The sequence below is a fragment of the Collinsella sp. OM04-5 genome, assembly GCF_003439125.1.
Lineage (GTDB): Bacteria > Actinomycetota > Coriobacteriia > Coriobacteriales > Coriobacteriaceae > Collinsella.
Genome location: NZ_QSUU01000002.1, coordinates 186,930 through 205,253 on the forward strand (window position 1 = coordinate 186,930; position 18,324 = coordinate 205,253).

The window sequence follows — 18,324 nt, forward strand, 5'->3', positions numbered from 1 at the left end:
GTTACTCCTTAACGGTTTTCTGTAGCAGGCAGACGGCCCAGGCGCCGATTCCCTCGCCCTGGCCTTCCCAACCGAGCTTTTCGGTCGTAGTGGCGGCGACGCCCACGTTTTCGACGTCGACGCCCAGGGCATGGGCAAGGTTGGCGCGCATGGCATCGCGGTGCGGGGTGATCTTGGGTTGCTGGCAGGCAATGGTGCAATCGGCATCAACAAACTCAAAGCCCAGCTCGCGCGCATAGTCCATCACGCGAGCGAGCAGCACCATCGAATCGGCACCCTCGTAGGCGGGATCGGTGTCGGGGAATAGCTTGCCGATGTCTCCCCCGCGGCAGGCGCCCAGAATGGCGTCGGCCAAGGCATGCGCGAGCACATCGGCATCCGAGTGGCCCAGCAGGCCGCGCTCGTAGGGAATGTCAACCCCGCCGATGATACATCGACGCCCCTCCACCAAACGATGGACGTCGTAGCCGTGGCCAATGCGCAGGTTACTGAACATGGGGAAGGTCCTCTCCCTCGGCCATGCGGCCAAGCAGAATCGCGGTTACGGGACGCAGGTCCTCGGGCACCGTCACCTTAAGGTTATCGCGCGGGCTCTGGACACAGCGGACACGCCCGCCCATGCGCTCGACCAGCGAAGAATCGTCGGTCCCGATAAAGCCCTCGGCGATAGCTGCGGTGTGGGCGCGCTTCATGGCGTCGACGCTAAAGATCTGCGGTGTCTGCGCGGCCCAGTAGAGCTCACGCGGCGGCGTCTCGACGATATTGTCGCCGTCGACGATCTTGAGCGTGTCGATCGCGGGCTGACCGCATACGACACCGTCGAGCGAGCGGTCGCCCACAAGCACGTCGATCGCATGATCGACGGCCTCGGTCGTGATGAGCGGACGGGCGCCGTCGTGGATGGCGACATATTCGAAACCCGCCGGAACCGCATGCACGCCGGCACGGGTGGAATCCTGACGGGTATCGCCGGCATCGGCGAAGCTGATGGGCGTGTCATAGTCAAACGGGTCGATGGCCAGGCGGCGCATCTCGGCACGGCGCTCGGCAGGACACACCACCACGATGTGGCCGACCTTGTCGCTACGATCGAACGCGCGGATGGACCAGCTCATGAGCGGACGGCCCGCCACGTTAACGAGCTGCTTGCCGCCGGGATTTCCAAAGCGCTGGCCGCTACCGCCGGCAACGACCACGGCGCATACGGGCGCCATTATGCGTTCCCCTGTTTGGTGCCCTTCATGCGGTACAGCGAGTCCGCAAGAATGGCAGGATTGTTGACGCCAAAGTCGCCCAAGCGCTCCGGATCCTCGCTGATGTCATCCATGAGCTCCTGCAGCGAGCCGTACTCGTCGACGATCTTCTCGGCCACGCCGTCGCGCACGACGGACACGCGCGAAAGCGTACGCAGGCCCAGCGGCGTCATGACGGAGTCCTCGTCCAGGTCGTCGTAACCCAGAACCGCCGCCACATGCTGTGGGTCGGACAGGTCCTTAGGTGTCATACGGCTTAGGTTGGCGCGAATCTTCTCGGCATTAGCCTCGGAAGAATCACTTGCGTAGTCGCGGATCATCAGGTCATACTCGGTATCCATGCTGGAGCCCGCGAGCTGCTCGAGCTGCATCTGCACGAGCTTGCCCTGGTTGCCCAACTTGACGATGCAATCCTTAAGCTCAGTCTTTGCCTGCTGCATGATCTCGAAGCTCGAGAAAATACCGGTAATGTCGGCGAGCGTAACGTAGTCGTCGAGCTCGAGGGCCGTCAGGCGCAGCAAGGAGCGGTCGAGCGACTGACGGGTAGTCTGGAGCGTGGCGACGAGCTGGTTGACCGAGCTCATGATGGTGGTGACGGGCTGGATCTCGTAGCTCTTGCCGTGAACGTACACGTTGACGACGGCACGACGGGCCGAGACCGAGATCACAATGGCATCGGTGAGCACCGACATGCGAGCGGCGGTGCGATGACGCATGCCCGTCTCGCTCGTGGCAAGCGAGGGATCGGGATTGAGATGGAAGTTGGCGCGCAGGATCTGGGTGAGGTCGCCGTCGATGACGATGGCGCCGTCCATCTTGGAGAGCTCGAACAGACGGTTCGAGGTGAACGAAATGTTGAGCGGGAAGCCGTCGTTACCGGCAGCGAGCACGTTTTCGGTGTCGCCAACGCAGATAAGGGCGCCCAGGTGACCGGCGATGATCATGTCGAGGGCAGTGCGGATCGGCTGACCAGGTGCCGTCAGACGGATGGCCTGTTCCATACGCTTTTGCAGCTCGTTCTTATCCAAGGCATCGCTCCCATCGTATACGCTCCATAAACGCTAAATAGTTTCTCACGGTTTGTCCCCGCGGCGCTCGCGAAATCCGATGCTTACAGAATGAGCGAACACCGCTAAGATAGCTAATTTGGGACGGGCTCTTTTGACTACCCACTCAACCATTTGCCAAGGATAGTCTTTATGTTGCTCCCCCAAGAGGTACACGCGGGCCCGCCCGCAGAGAGGGAGCCAGACTATGGGACTCGCAGAGCTCGTGCTGCTCGCCGTTGGCCTTTCGATGGACGCCTTTGCCGTATCCATCTGCAAGGGCCTTGGCATGAAGAAGATCAACCTTAAGGTCGCCGTAGTGCTCGGCCTGTTCTTTGGCGGCTTCCAGGCCGGCATGCCCGTGATCGGATGGGCGCTTGGCAGCCAGTTTATGGGCATCATCGGCCCCATCGACCACTGGATCGCCTTTATCCTGCTCGCCTTCATTGGCGGCAAAATGCTGTGGGAGGCCTCTACCGAGGACGAGGATGAAGGCGACGGCGAGGATGCCGAAAAGATTGACCTGGGCGAGTACCTGATCCTCGCTATCGCCACCTCAATCGACGCCCTAGCCGTGGGCATCTCATTTGCCGCGCTCTCGGTCGACATCGTGCCCGCTGTATCGCTTATAGGCATCACAACGTTTATCTTCTCCGTCGCCGGCGTGGCGATTGGCCACACCTTTGGTGCGCGCTACGAAAAGCCTGCCACCATCGTGGGCGGCATCGTGCTTATCCTCATCGGGCTTAAAATCCTGCTTGAACATCTGGGGATTTTGGCGCTGTAAAACACCCTTCAAAACTAAACGTCCGTGCAAGGCCTCATGCAGAGTTTTGCATGAGGCCTTTTCGTGCAGACTTTTGCATGTCATACTGATATGCAAAAGTCTGCACGTTAGGAGATCGCCGTGGATACCCTTCCCATCACCACACCGCGCCAAGCTGGCATCTACGTGCGCCAGGCACGCGAGTCGCAGGGAATCACCCGTGCGGCCCTCGCTAAAAAAGCCGGTGTTTCGGAGCGCCTGCTCGCATCGCTCGAGCTGGGCGACGCTACGGGTATTCGGCTCGATAAGTTGCTGATGATTTTCAATGCTCTTGGACTGGCACTCGCCGCTCAAGGGGATATCGGCGAAGCGAAAAACGAGCGACCAGTCGACGCCCCGCATGCCAATCCGCTGCCTCGCAGCATCCCTAGGCGCCATCACGCTCAACGTCCTCATCATCGCAACCGTCGTAGTACCGCCATTCCGGCTCTTGCAGATGTCCCCTTTACATCCGCACTCTACGACGAGGTCTTCGCCGATTTCGCCATGTCCAATCTCGGAGTCTCGATTGCCGCAAACGCATCTAGCCAAACCAAGCCCGAAGGGAAATAGCCAATGGCCAGAACATCACTTCGGACCATTATTTGCGGCGTGCCTGCGGGAACGCTCACGCAAGATGAGAACGGTCTTATCAGCTTTACCTACGATCATGACTATGACGGGCCAGCCCTATCGACCAACATACCCGTATCGAATCGCACATACGGACAACAGGTCATGAATCCGTACCTGTTTGGCCTTCTACCCGACAGCGAAGACCAACGAAAAGCGATTGCCGCCGAATTCGACGTTAGGCCCAACAATCCCGTTGCGTTGCTCAGCCATATCGGACTCGACTGTCCGGGCGGCGTGCAGTTTTGTGCCGAAGAAGATGCCGACGCCGTCCTGCATCGCGTTGGCGAATACCGCCCTATAGACGACCACGAAATTGCTCTCCGTCTCAAGTCGATCAGAGATGACCGCGATGCATCGTGGATGGGTCTAGATGAAAGTTGGTCACTTGGAGGCAACCAGGGCAAGTTCGCGCTCGCGTTCATAAACGGCCGCTGGTGCGAATGCATGGGCTCCTCGCCCACGACGCATATTTTAAAAAATGGCGTTATCGGATTTAAACTCGAGGCTCTCAATGAGTTTGTCTGCATGAAAAGCGCCCAGCGCGCCGGTATCGCAACGGCAAACGTCGAATATCGAATGTTTGAGGACGAACCTGCCCTCATTGTTGAGCGCTATGACCGCGTGAAAGTCAAAGACGGAACGATCAGGCGTCTACATCAAGAAGACCTCTGTCAGGCACTTGGGGTGATGCCCGCCCAAAAGTACACGGCAGACGGCGGCCCGACCACACGCGATATTCAGGAGCTCCTCGTAAATACGAGCCACCATCAACTTAACCTGTATCTGTTTACGCAGATACTGTTCTTCAACGCCATTATCGGCGCACCGGATGCGCACGCGAAAAACTATTCCCTGCTCCTTGGAAACGACGGCGCAGCCATGATGGCTCGTATGTACGATGTCGCGTCGGGTTTGGCGTATGAGCGCATGCGCCGCCGGGCGCGCCTCGCCATGAGCGTTGGCGGCGAAAATCGTGTGGGGCGCATCGGTCCAGGCGCTATCCGCCGATACCACGGTATGGGCGACCCCGCGCTGGAGGCGGCGCTTACCGATGCCGGGCTATCCGAGAAGTTTTGCTTTGCAACCATGATGGACCTCGCCCACGAGGTACCCATTTGCATGGAAGAGGTCATGGACGAATACGCCGACCTGCCCGGCATGGCGGACCTGCGCGAGCATATGCTCGGCCCCGTCCGCGAAAACTGCCAGCGCACCCTCGACCTCATCAAGGCGGATATGGGCTAGACGCCAATCAATTTCCCATTTCTTAAAAGAAGAGAGGGGGCACCCGTCGCAAAAGCTCGGATGCCCCCTCTCGTAATGTCATTTGCAATCCGCTAGCACGTAGCTCAGACTGCTGCTAGCGCAATCTTTACGCAGCGAGGCGCTTGAGAACGTCGATGAGCAGCTCATAGAAGCGCTCGGCAGAAGCGAGCTCCATGCTCTCGTCCGGGGTGTGGACATCGGAGAGCGTCGGGCCCACGGCGATGGCGTCCAGGCCGTGCAGGGCCTCGGCAAACAGGCCGCACTCAAGGCCGGCATGGATGGACTCGATGCGCAGCTCGGAGCCAAAGAGCTCGCGATAGCTCTCGACAAAGACGTCGCGGACCGGCGAATGCTCGGCATAGCTCCAACCGGGATACTCGAACTCAAACTTGGCGTCGAAGCCCAAGACATCGGCCAGCGTCTGCAGGCGGTCCTTGAACTCGTTCTGCAGCGAGGTGATCGAGGAGCGCGGGGACAGCATGATCTTGACCTGGTCGTCAGAGGTGGCAACCACACCGATGTTGGAGGAAACCTCGACGGAGCCGTCGGTGGCGACGTTGCGGCGGATCACGCCGTTAGGGGCAAGACGCAGGGCGCGGATGAGGGCAAGCGCAGACTTCTGGTCCATGGCCTCGACCTCGGTGTCGTCGGCAATCTCGACGGTGCAGGTAAAGCCGGGGTCGAAGACCTCGAGCTCGGCGGTGACGTCGGCGATGATGCCCTTTGCGATCTGGGCCGCGGCCTCGGCGGCAGCGTGGTCGGCGTAGACCAGCTCGGCCTTGCACTCACGGTTGATGGCGTTGTCCTTGGTGCCACCGTTAAAGCTAACGATGGCGGGCTCGCCGGCAACCATCAGGCGGTCGATGATGCGGGCCATGATGAGGTTGCCGTTGCCGCGCTCCAGGTGGATATCACTGCCGGAGTGACCGCCCAGCAGGCCGGAGATGTCAAGCGTGAGGGTGCTACCGGTCTTATGCTCGCGCGCGATCGGGCAGGTGTAGGTAACGACGACGCCGCCGGCGCAGCTGACGGTGGCAACGCCCTCTTCCTCGGAGTCAAGGTTAATCATGGTGCGGGCGCTAATCTGGGACTTGTCGAGCGTCTCGGCGCCGACCAGGCCAGTCTCCTCGTCGGTGGTGAATACGCACTCGAGGGCCGGATGAGCAATCGAATCGTCGTTGAGCACGGTAAGCATAAGCGCGACGGCGATACCGTTGTCGGCGCCCAGGGTGGTGCCGTTAGCGGTGAGGACGCCGTCCTTGACGACCAGGTCGATACCATCGGTCGTAAAGTCGTGCTCAACGGAGCCCAGCTTGTCGCACACCATGTCGATATGGCCCTGCAGCATCACGGTCGGGGCATTCTCGGCACCGGCAGATGCGGACTTGCGAATGATGACGTTGTAGACCTCGTCCTGGTACACATCGAGGCCGCGCTCCTTGGCAAACGCAACCAAGAAATCGCTGATGCCCTTCTCGTTGCCAGACCCGCGGGGAATCGCGCTGACCTCCTCAAAGAAATGGAACAGCTGGGCGGGCTCGTAGCCGGTGATCTTGTAGTCCATGGTGCCTCCTTGGCGCAACTGGTTAGACAATAAGACATGCGACTTGTATATTCCCAGACTTCGTTTGCATAAACCAGTCGAAAACGCCGAGCGTTCTCGCATCATCGGCTAACGGTGGGGAGACGCCACTTTATTAAGGTAAAGCAGGTTAGACGGGCCGCGCCGAAGGAACGTTGGACCCTTCAACCAACCTCAACGCCTGTTGAACATTAATGCATACACCATTGGTATGTTTAATAAGATTCTTGTCCTCCGTCACAACGTAATCGGCATCAATGCGATTGGCGACGCCCAGCATCAGGTCGTCCTCAAAGTCATTGTGGTGGTACTTGAACACAAAGGAGTCGAAGACCTCGTCTGCACCGACCGGGGCGATGAGGGCTAGCTCGCGCATCTGTCGAACGCATGCCCAAGCCGTTTCGTCTGCCGCCGCAATGGCGTTAGCGCTCAGTGAGCCAGTCTTTCTTCGGCACTCCTGCTTGATTGCCGCCGAGACAAGATATGACACGTCTTTGACCGAAAGCGACGAGGCAAACAGGGCAATCCGCTCCGAGGCGTCGGCAATCTCGATCAGATGGACGACATTTGCCGTACGGTCGGACCTGCCAGAAAAATAATCCATCCATACGTTGGTATCGATTAACAGCTTGAGGACGCCTTCTGTGCTCATAGTTCCACCCACTCGGGATAGCGCTCCGCCATGGCCTCCTCATAGAGGTCGTCATAGTCTCCCGAGAACTCAGGGATGGGGATGCCGTATTTGAGGCACGAATCGCGAACGATATGGCTGCCTTGCGCGGCCCTTGACTCCATGCGCCGGGGCTCCACTCCGTCAGAAACCGGAGCCGCCGCGTCTCCCTTCGAGGGCATGCGTCCGTTAACGACCAGATACTCCCAAAGTGTCCGAACGGCTTGTGACGGCGTCATGCCAATATGAGTCAGGACGGCGTCTCCCGCCTCTTTGAGCTGGCGATCTATACGCACGTTCATCTGAACTGGCCGCGTGTCGAGTATTGACGTAGGCATATCAGCTCCTTTGCTATACTAAATCTCGATTTTAGTATAGCACGGCAGATTGAAGCGCATTTCAATAGAAATGAGGGCGCTTCCTTATCGGAAACGCCCCCGTTATACAAGGTATGTTTAATCCCTACAGCGCACCAGAGCCGGCTTGCATCATACCGCCGGGGCCCGAGGTCACGCCGCCGCTCACGGGCGCGGCGTTGCCGGTGTGCGGTGCCGCCGGGGCGGTATCGCCACCGAGCGTGCCCGCCGGACGCGGTGCCGGGATCTCGCCCGTGCCATGGCTAAAGACAAACTTGCCATCGGCCACGTCGCACAGGACGGTATCGCCCTCACCCCACTCGCCGGCCAGAAGCTCCTCGGACAGCGGGTCCTCGATGAGCTTTTGAATAGCACGGCGCAGCGGACGCGCACCGTTGGTGAGGTCGGTGCCCTCGGCCACGATCTTGTCATAGGCCGCATCGGTGAGCTTGATGTTCATGCCGTTGGCAATCAGGCGCTGGCGCAGATCGTCCACCAGCAGGTGAGCGATCTTGGTCAGGTTCTCGCCCGAGAGCTTCTGGAACACCACGATGTCGTCGATGCGGTTGAGCAGCTCGGGGCGGAACAGGCGCTTGAGCTCGCCCATCGCGCGGCCGCGGATCTCACTCGACGTGAGACCCTGCTCGCCGGTGGTGCCAAAGCCCACGCTCGCATCCTGCGCAATCTCGCGGGCGCCCACGTTGGACGTCATGATGATCACGGTATTGCGGAAGTCGACCGTCTTGCCCTGGCTATCAGTCAGGCGGCCCTCCTCCAGCACCTGCAGCAGGATGTTGAAGATGTCGGGGTGCGCCTTCTCGATCTCGTCGAACAGCACGACCGAATACGGGTGACGACGAACGGCCTTGGTAAGCTGACCGCCCTCGTCGTGACCCACGTAACCCGGAGGGCTACCGATAAGCTTGGAGACCTCGAACTCGCTGCCGAACTCCGACATGTCGAAGCTGATGAGCGCGTCCTTGCTGCCAAAGAGGTACTCGGCGAGCGTCTTGGCGAGCTCGGTCTTGCCTGTGCCGGTGGGGCCCAGGAAGATAAAGCTGCCGCCGGGGCGACGCGGGTCCTTGAGCGGCGAGCGGCTGCGGCGCACGGCCTTGGCGACGGCCTCGACGGCCTCGTCCTGGCCGATAATGCGGGTCTTGAGCACGCTTTCGGTCTGCAGCAGGCGACGGCTCTCGCTCTCGGTGAGCGAGGAAACCGGCACGCCAGAGGTCACGGACACGATGTCGGCAATCTGACTCACGTCGATGGTGAGCGGGCTGGCGTCGAGCTCGGCGGTCCAGGCGGCCTTGGCTTCGGCGAGTTCAATCTCGGCGGCCTTCTGCTGCTCGGTGATCTCGGCGGCCTTGTTCATGTCGTCGCTCTCGGTAGCCTCCTGTGCGGCAGCCTTGAGTTCCTCGATGCGATGCTCGGCCTCGCGCACCGGCTCGGGTGCGCGATTCGCGGCGATGCGAGCACGGGCACCGGCCTCGTCAATGAGGTCGATGGCCTTATCGGGCAGGAAGCGATCCTGAATGTAGCGGTTGGAGAGGTTCGCAGCGGCCTCGATGGCACCCTGCGTGTAACGCACGTGGTGGTGCTCCTCGTAGCGCGGCTTGAGCGCAGTCAGGATCTTGACCGTGTCCTCGACGCTCGGCTCCTCGACATCGATGGTCTGGAAGCGACGCTCGAAGGCTGGGTCCTTGGTGAGGTACTTGCGGAATTCCTCGGCCGTGGTGGCGCCGATAATCTGGAAGGCACCACGCGCGAGCACGGGCTTGAGCATGGAGCTTGCATCGATGGATCCCTCGGCAGAACCGGCACCGATGATGGTGTGCATCTCGTCGATAAACAGAATGACGTCGTCGGCCTCGGTCGCCTCCTGGATCACGTTCTTGAGGCGCTCCTCAAACTCACCGCGATACTTGGCGCCCGCGACAAGACCCGGCAGGTCAAGCGTCCAGATGTTCTGGTTCATAAGGTTCTCGGGCACATTGCCGGCAGCGATCTGCCGTGCCAGGCCCTCGACGATGGCCGTCTTGCCCACGCCGGGGTCGCCCAGGATAAGTGGGTTGTTCTTGGTGCGGCGCGAAAGAATTTCCATCATACGCTGGACTTCCTTTTCGCGACCAATTACAGGGTCGAGCTCGCCGTCGCGCGCCTTCTGCGTGAGGTTGGTCGCGAACTGCTTAAGCGTATCGGTGCCACTCCCCTTTTGCTGAGAGGCATCCGAGCCGCTAAAGAACGGCAGGCCCGCACCGGGACGACCAGCACCGGCGCCGGCGAGCGGACGCTTCTTGTCCTGGTCCTTGGCGGTGAGTTTCTCGATAGCCTTTTTGATGGAGGCGGACGACACACCCAAGCGCATGAGGATGTCCATGGCCATGCCGTTGCCCTCTTCGACGATGCCGATGAGCAAGTGCTCGGTCGACACGTAGGTCTGGTTGTTCTCACGCGCCACGCGGAATGAACGCTCCATCACGCTAATGACGAGCGGCGTAAAGGCGAGCTTAGCGGCCTCGGTCTCCTCACTGGGCTCGGGAACCGTGGTCTGGACCTCTTTGAGAGTATCCATGATGTCATCGTAGGAGATGTCGAGCGAACGCAGTGCCTCGGCGGCAATGCCCTCGTCCTCCTTGGCAAGCGCGAGCAGCAGGTGCTCGGTACCCACCTTATTTGAATGAAGATCGAGCGCCTCTTGCTTGGCCATGGACATGACCTTGCGCGCGCGATCGGTAAAACGGTCTAACATGCTAGTTCCTCTTAGACGAGCTAGTTTTTTCAAACGCAAAGCGCCGCCCCGCGGCAGCGCTTTGGTCTCTTTACCCATATGGAGTATATGTTAACCGTTGGGACCTTTCCTGCCCGTAGCCGCGCGACAACGTCTACAAAAAAGGAATCGCCAGGTGCTTCTGCATCGGCCCAACGAGCGTGGATTTTCGGACACCCATTCCATGAACGTGGATAATCTCCCGTTTTGAGCCCGTAAACAGGCCAAAAACGGGAGATTATCCACGTTCATGTTATGCGGATCAGTTTCACTTGCGCCAATTAGCTGGTGTGGCGCCAGCGAGGGTCGGTGAGTGTACGCGCCACGCCCAGGCCAACGGGCAGAAACGCCACGATGAGCACTGCACGCACAAACCAGCCGAGCATATTGACCGTGTCGAAGGTGCACATGTAATACATCGAGCGATACAGATACAAGCCCGGCACCATAATGACAATCGATGGCACCGTGAGGGCGATACGTGGGTAGGTGAGCTTGATTTCGGCTAAGCTCGCGAGCAGCCCCGATACCAGCGCGCCGATAAACGCTGCCGCCTCGGGAGGCATACCTACGCTCAGGCCCAGAAAGGGAAACAGCATCGGCGCATCGACGAGCGTAAGGCGCAAGGTATTGGACACGGCGCCGATCAGCCCAGCTGCCGCGGCCATCTTTACCGGGCTGTTGAACATCACCGAGAAGCCGAATACGCCAACAAAGCTCATCACCACGCGCAGGAGCGTAAGGGCAAGCGGCGAAAGGCCGAGCGGGGCAAAATCATCCGGTGCCAGCCCCACACACTCGGCAACCATCCAGCCCACAAGGGTCGCCATCACAATAATCGACACGGCATACGAAAGACGCTCAATGCCGCTTCGCATATCGAGCTTAGCGATGTCGAGGCCTGCCGTAATGAGGGGAAAGCCGGGAATCACAAAGAGCATGGCGCCGATATAGCCTTCTTGGTGCGACATTGCCCCCGGTACGACCTGGCCAAGGCCGAGCAATGCCAGCAGATACGAAACGCAAGCGAGCGCAACGCCAATCGTCAGCGCGCTAAACTGGCCAAGACCCTGCTTGAGAATATGAGAGCGAGCAAAGTTGCCAACACCAGCGCCTACGAATGCGCAGGCCATCTCGATAGGGCCGCCGCCGAGCAAAAAGACGAAGGCGCCGCAAGCACAAGCTGCCGCAAGGCCCTGTTGCCAGGGAGAGTAATCGGGTTTTGAACTCTCAACGGTCTTGAGCATCTCGTGGTATTCGTGCACGGTAAACCGGCGCCCATACGTCTCGATTTCCTTTAGGAAGCTCTCCATCATCCAAATGCGATGGGTATTGACTCCCGTTGTGGGCAGGCTGACAACCTCGTTAAAGCAGTGGCCATCTTCGATGCAGGTGCACTCAAACGACAGAAGACTTAAGTCAATGTGGACGGTGACACCGAGTACGGCGGCAACGCGATTCATGGTATCGCGTACACGCCAGGCACCCGTTCCGCTCGCGAGCATAAGCATACCGGTGCGGCAGATGATGGATGACTTATCGGTGAGCGGCGCATCGACGGCAAGCTCATCGCCTGCCGTCACGATCTGGTGCCAGTCTGTTTTCATATGGAGTGCGCCGGCACGAACACCGTGGTGCATGGGGGCTCTCGAAAGCAGCGAGTCAAGGCGCGAAGACTGTGGGGGCTCCGTCGATTCATTCTCAACCTCATCAGCCCCTTCACCCACTAGGTCAAATGAGTCAAGCGATGCCGGCTCGCGACGGTCGATCGGCTCCTCGTCCTCATCATCAAAATAGTTGAACTGATTGAGCATGTCCTCTTCGATTGCACGATCGCTCGCGTCGTCCATACAGACGCTCCCTTCCTACCGACTAACCCCCATCCTAGGCAGCGACGGCTAAAGGAAACATAAAAGAGACGACTGTCATGCACGGAAGGCGTAAACCCCCAATGCACCGGTAGACCCCAGGCGGCTAGGACCGTCCCCAAGTGCCGGCACAAGAGGAACGTCCCTAAGTGCCAACCAGGGCAACGCCGCAGGTAGAGGACGGACAGCGAAAGCCCGCCAGAGCGAGCAAGGTGCCTTCAAGCAAAATGGCGCCGCAGGTTGAGCATAAGTCAGCGAGCGGGTCGCATTTGAGGCAAGGTGGCGTGAAACGAAAGGGCGCTGACCTTCTGGTCGCGCCCTTGAAGTTGAACGTCAGATTGCCCAAATGCGGCCCGCGCAGCGTCGAGCCGTTACGCGGTTCGTAGAACCGCGTAACTAGTTAGTACATCTTTGCGCCGGCAGGGATGGAAGCGTCGAGCTGAATCAGGTTGAGGCGCTCCTCGCCCTCCTCCTCGTGGATGGCGCTGATGAGCATGCCACAGCTGGGGATGCCCATCATCTTGCGCGGAGGCAGGTTGGTGATGGCGAGCAGGGTCTTGCCGACCAGGTCCTCGGGCTCGTAATAATCGTGAATGCCGGAGAGGATGGTGCGGTCGGTGCCGGTGCCGTCATCGAGCGTAAAGTTCAGCAGCTTCTTGGACTTCTTGACGGCCTCGCATGCCTTGACCTTCACGGCGCGGAAGTCGCTCTTGGAGAAGGTATCAAAGTCGACGAACTCCTCAAACAGCGGCTCAACGGCAATCTTGGAATAATCAACCGTGGGCTTAAGCGGCTTGACGAAGGGGCTCGCGGCGTTGCCGGCCTCGGCGGCCTTGGCAGCAGCGGCACCGGACTGGAAACCCTTCTCGGGCTTCATGTGCGGGAACAGCAGCACGTCGCGGATGGAAGCCTGGTTGGTGAGCAGCATGACCACGCGGTCGATACCGATGCCGATGCCGCCCGCGGGAGGCATACCGTACTCGAGGGCACGCACGTAATCCTCATCGTACTCCATGGCCTCATCGTCGCCGCCGGCCTTCTCGGCCATCTGGGCAGCGAAGCGCTCGGCCTGGTCGACCGGGTCGTTGAGCTCGGAGAACGCGTTCGCGTACTCGTGACCGGCGATGACCAGCTCAAAGCGATGGGTCAGGCGCGGATCATGCTCAAAGCGCTTGGCAAGCGGGCTAACCTCGATGGGGTAATCGCACACGAAGGTGGGGTTGACGATGGTGTCCTCGCCCAGCTCGTCATAGATCTCGGCGATAATCTTGCCGGCGGTCCACTCGGGCTTAATCTCCAGGCCCTTCTCGCGCGCGGCGGCAGCAAGCTCCTCGACCGGCGTGTCGATGGTGACCTGCTTGCCGAGCACGTCGGAAACGATGTCGGTCATGGGACGGCTGGCCCACTCACCAGAAAGGTCGATGGTCTGGCCCTGGTACTCGATGACCTCGGGGTTGCCGATGGCCTTGTTAGCCGCCTTAATGACACCCTGGGCGAGCGCCTTCATGCCCTCGAGGTCGGAGAAGGCACGATAGGCCTCCATCGTGGTGAACTCGGGGTTGTGGGTAAGGTCCATGCCCTCGTTACGGAAGATACGGCCGATCTCGAACACGCGCTCAAAACCGCCGACGATGCAGCGCTTGAGGTGCAGCTCGGTAGCAATGCGCAGGTAGCACTCCTGATCGAGCGCGTTGAAGTGCGTGATGAACGGCTTGGCAGTAGCGCCGCCCTGGATGGTCTGCAGGATGGGGGTCTCGACCTCCATGTAGCCGTCGGACTCCATAAAGCGACGGAAGGTGGAGAGAATCTGCGAACGCTTACGGAACGTCTCGCGAACGTCGTCGTTGGCGATCAGGTCAACATAGCGCTGGCGATAGCGGGTCTCCTTGTCGGAAAGACCGTGGAACTTCTCGGGCAGCGGACGAACGGCCTTGGCAAGCAGGGTCGCGCTCTTAGGGGCAACGGAAAGCTGGCCGCGCTGGGTGCGCACAACCACGCCGGTCACGCCCAGGATGTCGCCCAGGTCGAGGGACTTGAGCGTATTCCAGGCAGCCTCGTCCATGTCGTTGATGCGGCAGAACAGCTGAATCTCGGCAGTCGCATCGCGTACGACGATGAACATGATCTTGCCCTGACCGCGCTTGGCGACCACACGGCCGGCGATCTTCACGACGTCCTCGGTGTCCTCGCCATCGGCAAGCTCGGCGTACTTAGCCTCGATATCGGCAACGTAGTCCTCAAGCTCAGAGTGCTCGGGATAGGGGTTCTGGCCCGCCTCGAACAGGGCGGCGCGCTTGGCCAGGCGGGTGGCGCGCTCGTCGTTGAGCGTCGATGCCTGATCTGCGGCGTTCTGGTTCTCTGCCATAAGTTAACTCCTCAAACTAAAACGCTCCCCAGGATTCGGTCCCAGGGAGCGAAAACATACCTTTACGCGGGACCGTGGTCTAGCGTGCAATCTTGGCGATGGTGTAGACGCGAGTCTTGCCGGAAGGCGTAACGACCTCGACGGAGTCGCCCTCGCCGTGACCGATGATGGCGTGACCGACCGGAGACTCGTTGGAAATCTTGTGCTCGAGCGAGTTGGTCTCGGTGGTACCGACGAGCGTGACTTCCATGACCTCACCGTTGGGATCAATCAGAGAAACGGTGGAACCGATGGAGACGGTCAGATCACCTGTGGTGGCAGCAACCTGAGCGTTGGCAAGGATGGCCTGGATCTCGGCAATACGAGCGGCGTTCTGGGCCTGCTTGTCCTTAGCGGCGTCGTACTCGGAGTTCTCCGAAAGGTCGCCGAACGCGCGGGCTTCCTTGATGTCCTCGACGATCTCCTTGGCGTAATCGCCCTCACGCCAAGCGAGCTCCTCGACGAGCTTCTGGCGGCCCTCAGCGGTCAGTACGATCTGGCTTGCGTCCATACGGATATCTCCCCAACTCTGATCAAACAATCAACTGTCAACAAAACGAAAAAGACCGGCTAGCCTGCGGGCAAGCCGGTCAGGTGCTCACCCCAAAGGGATGGGACTACTCTGCGTCCGCGTCGCTGTCCTCTGCCTGCTTCTTCTTGGCAGCAGCGAGCTTGGCCTCGAGCTCAGCGATCTCCTTGTCCTCCTCGGACTGCTCGACCACGACCTCCTCGGCCTGCTTGGTCTCGGCCTTATCGTCGCCCTCCATACCCTCGCGGATATTCTTGACGGTAGAGCCGAGGGACTTGCCGAGCTTCGGCAGGTTCTTGGGCCCGAAGATAATCAGGACAACGACGAGAATAATGATGAGCTCAGGAGCCCTCAGTCCAAACATGTAGACCTCCACAATACAGCGAGACAAGCTCGAATGAGTATACCGCGGGTATCGCGGTATCACAACAATAGCTAAAAAAAGGGACCGCAAGAAGCGGTCCCTCCTCATGCTCTGGTCGGGTTGACTGGATTTGAACCAGCGACCCCTGCGTCCCGAACGCAGTGCTCTACCAAACTGAGCCACAACCCGTTAGCTCGACTATAGTAACAAAGATTTCCGTCGCGTGCTAGAGAAATTTTTACTTCTTTGGCACTTCGATGCGAACCGTGTTGGGAATGAGCTCCGTCGCGCAGGACCACCAGCCGTTTTGCAGGGCAGCGTCGGCAAGCCTTTCGACCGTGGCGGCGGTGTCGCAAATGGCAAACGAGCAGGCGCCCGATCCACACACATCTACAGCAACCGTGCCGTCCTGTTTACGCAGCCAATCGAGAACCGTTTGAATCTGCGGCTCCATCTGTGCGGAAATGACGCCCAGGTTGTTATGGATGAGTGCATATGCCGTCTCGGCATCACCGGCACGCAAGGCAGAAGCTATCGCGCCGGGCTTGTCCGCAGGCACCGGGGCCTCGTCAAAACGTCGATAGGCTTCAATTGTCGAAACGCTTGCCTCGCGCGGCTTGACCAACACGACGGGTGTTGCGGGCAGCACGGGATACTCAGTTGCCAGCACGTCTCCCCCACCTACGTAGAACGAAGGGCTCGCGTGCAAAAAGAACGGGACGTCAGCACCAATGCCCCGCGCAATGTCGTCGAGCGCGGGGTCGGAGCGATCAATTCCCCAGAGCTCCGCCAAGGCGACAATGACCGCGGCCGCATCCGTCGAGGGACCGCCCAAGCCGGCGCACAATGGAATGCGCTTCTCAATCGTCACGCAGATGCTTGCCTCGCGACCATAATGCTCGGCCATAGCAACCGCAGCCCGATACGCCGTATTCTTTTGCATGGGAAAATCTGATGCCGGAACCGTCTGGACGGTCAGCGCCTGTGCCGGCGTAACCGTCACGGTATCGGAAAGACCGACAGCTGCCATCAGGGAATCGACCCTGTGGTAGCCGCGGTCATCGCGCTCGGTATGAACCCCCAAGTAGAGGTTAATCTTTGCCGGCGCGGAAAGAGTCAGGGACCGATCGGTCACCGCTAGTGCTCCTCGAGCTGATTGCCGAGCGGGGTAAAGATATGCTCGCCGCTCTCGGGGTCGAACAGCTCGACCTGACCGGTGAGGACATCGATATACTGGTAGGACTGACGCGACTTGCGCCCGCGACGTTCGTCAACCTCGACGATAAAGACGGCGGGGTGGACGCTCTTGATGGTGCCCATGCGCTCGACGACGCGGGTGCGGCCCATGTTGGCCTTCACCTTAACGCGATCGCCCACCATATCGGTCAGCTTCTCGTGGATGTCGTCGACGTGATTGACTTCCATCTCTTCCATGAACAGGGCCTCCAGAAGGTGCAATTCAAAAAGGGGATAATACCCCTAAGATAGACAAAACTCTAATACTATAGCACCCTGCTGCCGCCATACGCAAGTAGCTAAATAAACCCCGTCCCAAATACGTACCAGACGACAACCTCGCATGACCAGTTGTTACGCGGTTTGGTAAAACCGCGTAACCTAAAGGTTGTCCGTGTCCAAGACGATGGTGAATGGGCCGTCGTTGACCAAGTCGACTTTCATATCGGCGCCAAAGATGCCGTGCGCCACGTGTTCGACATCTTGGCGAACGAGCGTCAGGAAGTACTCGTAGAGCTCGTTGGCGACATCGGGGGCGCCGGCATCCGTAAACGATGGGCGGCGGCCGTGACGGCAATCGGCGAACAGCGTGAACTGCGACACTACGAGAACCTCGCCGTCGACATCGGCAAGTGCCAGGTTGGTCTTGCCGTTCTCGTCCTCGTTAATGCGCAAGCCCCGGAGCTTGCCCCACAGTTTATCGGCCTCGGCGCGCGTGTCGCCGTGGCCCACGCCCAGCAGCACCAGATAGCCGCGCCCAATTTTACCCACGCACTCGCCGTCGACCGTCACGCCGGCGTTGAGTACGCGCTGCACCACCGCACGCACGGCTTACTCCTCGCCCGTCAGTTTGGCGGACAGATGCTCGAGCGCATGGAATCGATGGCTGATGGCGTTCTTCTCGTCCGCCGTCAGCTCGGCCATGGTCTTGCCCGGCGTGTCGACCGGCAGGAACAGTGGGTCGTAGCCAAAGCCATGATCGCCGCGGCCCTCGTGTGCGATAGCGCCCTCGCAGGCGCCCTCGCCATAAGTGACCAGGCCGTCCGTGTCGATAAGCGCGACGACGCTCATAAAACGCGCGGTGCGGTCCTCGTCGGCCACGCCTTCCAGGTTAACGAGCAGCTTGGCGTTGTTGGCGGCATCGTCGCCATGCACGCCCGCATAGCGCGCGCTATACACGCCCGGCTCGCCGTCCAGGGCATCAACGACCAAGCCAGAATCGTCGGCAATGGCCATAAGGCCCGTCTCCTCGACCGCAGCCTGCGCCTTGATGATGGCGTTCTCCAAAAACGTCGTGCCGTTTTCCTCGGGGTCCTCAAAATCGCCCAGCTGGCCGAGCGCCACAAAGCGCACCTCGGGCATGACCTTGCCCAAAATGGCCTCGATCTCGGTGAGCTTATGAGCGTTTCCGGTTGCCACGACGATGGTCGCCGCCGGGTCGAGGGTGTCGATGTCGATCTTCTCAAGTGCCATGAGTGGTCTCCTTGTCTCTATAGCAATGCCGCGCCGAGGGCGACGAGGGCCTCCGCCTCTCCCCTCTCA

At 60.0% G+C, this 18,324-nt stretch carries 18 protein-coding genes and 1 tRNA gene; 3 read left to right on the plus strand and 16 right to left on the minus strand.

Going from position 1 to position 18,324, the window contains the following annotated elements; genetic code table 11:
* Position 1: 1 nt before the first annotated feature.
* From ispF to disA, 3 genes are read right to left on the minus strand one after another with little or no spacing between them, the layout of a single operon-like run.
* The gene (ispF, locus tag DXB53_RS02055) at positions 2-496 is read right to left on the minus strand and encodes a 2-C-methyl-D-erythritol 2,4-cyclodiphosphate synthase (RefSeq protein WP_006234975.1); all 495 of its coding nucleotides are present in this window, start codon (positions 494-496) and stop codon (positions 2-4) included.
* Complete coding sequence (gene ispD / locus DXB53_RS02060; protein WP_117583110.1) at positions 486-1,214, minus strand: 2-C-methyl-D-erythritol 4-phosphate cytidylyltransferase; 729 nt, start codon at positions 1,212-1,214, stop codon at positions 486-488. The genes ispF and ispD overlap by 11 nt, the downstream gene beginning before the upstream one ends.
* The gene (gene disA / locus DXB53_RS02065; RefSeq protein WP_369831362.1) at positions 1,214-2,254 is read right to left on the minus strand and encodes a DNA integrity scanning diadenylate cyclase DisA; all 1,041 of its coding nucleotides are present in this window, start codon (positions 2,252-2,254) and stop codon (positions 1,214-1,216) included. The genes ispD and disA overlap by 1 nt, the downstream gene beginning before the upstream one ends.
* Before the next feature lie 253 nt (positions 2,255-2,507).
* Between disA and DXB53_RS02070 the strand changes: the two genes are divergently transcribed.
* The 3 genes from DXB53_RS02070 to DXB53_RS02080 all read left to right on the plus strand — a co-directional run bounded on the left by DXB53_RS02070 (position 2,508) and on the right by DXB53_RS02080 (position 4,985).
* Complete coding sequence (locus DXB53_RS02070; protein WP_117583111.1) at positions 2,508-3,086, plus strand: manganese efflux pump MntP family protein; 579 nt, start codon at positions 2,508-2,510, stop codon at positions 3,084-3,086.
* 120 nt (positions 3,087-3,206) lie between these two features.
* Positions 3,207-3,677: a helix-turn-helix transcriptional regulator gene (locus tag DXB53_RS02075; RefSeq protein WP_199409662.1), complete on the plus strand. Its 471-nt coding sequence runs from the start codon at positions 3,207-3,209 to the stop codon at positions 3,675-3,677.
* A 3-nt stretch (positions 3,678-3,680) separates the two neighbouring features.
* Entirely contained in the window at positions 3,681-4,985 is a 1,305-nt protein-coding gene (locus DXB53_RS02080) for a type II toxin-antitoxin system HipA family toxin (protein ID WP_117583112.1), read from the plus strand.
* 127 nt (positions 4,986-5,112) lie between these two features.
* Here DXB53_RS02080 and DXB53_RS02085 read toward each other — a convergent pair whose 3' ends face one another.
* From DXB53_RS02085 to rdgB, 13 genes are all read right to left on the minus strand, one after another.
* A complete protein-coding gene (locus tag DXB53_RS02085; protein WP_117583113.1) occupies positions 5,113-6,570 on the minus strand; it encodes an aminoacyl-histidine dipeptidase in 1,458 nt (485 codons plus the stop codon).
* 148 nt (positions 6,571-6,718) lie between these two features.
* Positions 6,719-7,240 carry a PIN domain-containing protein gene (locus tag DXB53_RS02090; protein WP_117583114.1) on the minus strand — a complete coding sequence of 174 codons (522 nt, stop codon included), beginning with the start codon at positions 7,238-7,240 and terminating at the stop codon, positions 6,719-6,721.
* Positions 7,237-7,596, minus strand: coding sequence for a type II toxin-antitoxin system RelB/DinJ family antitoxin (locus tag DXB53_RS02095; protein ID WP_099432102.1), 360 nt, complete (start codon positions 7,594-7,596; stop codon positions 7,237-7,239). Before DXB53_RS02095 ends, DXB53_RS02090 begins: the two co-directional genes overlap by 4 nt.
* Before the next feature lie 124 nt (positions 7,597-7,720).
* On the minus strand, positions 7,721-10,363 hold the full coding sequence (locus DXB53_RS02100; protein WP_117583115.1) for an ATP-dependent Clp protease ATP-binding subunit: 2,643 nt from the start codon (positions 10,361-10,363) through the stop codon (positions 7,721-7,723).
* 299 nt (positions 10,364-10,662) lie between these two features.
* On the minus strand, positions 10,663-12,231 hold the full coding sequence (locus tag DXB53_RS02105; RefSeq protein WP_199409663.1) for a threonine/serine exporter ThrE family protein: 1,569 nt from the start codon (positions 12,229-12,231) through the stop codon (positions 10,663-10,665).
* A gap of 418 nt (positions 12,232-12,649) precedes the next feature.
* Positions 12,650-14,614: a lysine--tRNA ligase gene (gene lysS / locus DXB53_RS02110; RefSeq protein ID WP_117583116.1), complete on the minus strand. Its 1,965-nt coding sequence runs from the start codon at positions 14,612-14,614 to the stop codon at positions 12,650-12,652.
* Between the two features lie 79 nt (positions 14,615-14,693).
* Complete coding sequence (gene greA / locus DXB53_RS02115) at positions 14,694-15,164, minus strand: transcription elongation factor GreA (protein WP_006234960.1); 471 nt, start codon at positions 15,162-15,164, stop codon at positions 14,694-14,696.
* A gap of 106 nt (positions 15,165-15,270) precedes the next feature.
* Positions 15,271-15,546, minus strand: coding sequence for a twin-arginine translocase TatA/TatE family subunit (gene tatA, locus DXB53_RS02120; RefSeq protein WP_022094895.1), 276 nt, complete (start codon positions 15,544-15,546; stop codon positions 15,271-15,273).
* A 112-nt stretch (positions 15,547-15,658) separates the two neighbouring features.
* Positions 15,659-15,735: transfer RNA gene (locus tag DXB53_RS02125), tRNA-Pro, on the minus strand.
* Positions 15,736-15,784: 49 nt separating this feature from the next.
* Positions 15,785-16,681, minus strand: a complete 897-nt coding sequence (gene ispE / locus DXB53_RS02130; RefSeq protein WP_117583117.1) for a 4-(cytidine 5'-diphospho)-2-C-methyl-D-erythritol kinase — start codon at positions 16,679-16,681, stop codon at positions 15,785-15,787.
* Positions 16,682-16,683: 2 nt separating this feature from the next.
* Positions 16,684-16,980: a Veg family protein gene (locus DXB53_RS02135; RefSeq protein WP_006234957.1), complete on the minus strand. Its 297-nt coding sequence runs from the start codon at positions 16,978-16,980 to the stop codon at positions 16,684-16,686.
* Between the two features lie 183 nt (positions 16,981-17,163).
* Positions 17,164-17,610 (minus strand): D-aminoacyl-tRNA deacylase, encoded by a 447-nt coding sequence (dtd, locus tag DXB53_RS02140; protein WP_089572532.1) that lies wholly within the window; start codon positions 17,608-17,610, stop codon positions 17,164-17,166.
* A gap of 3 nt (positions 17,611-17,613) precedes the next feature.
* Positions 17,614-18,255, minus strand: coding sequence for an RdgB/HAM1 family non-canonical purine NTP pyrophosphatase (gene rdgB, locus DXB53_RS02145; RefSeq protein WP_089572533.1), 642 nt, complete (start codon positions 18,253-18,255; stop codon positions 17,614-17,616).
* Positions 18,256-18,324: the final 69 nt, after the last annotated feature.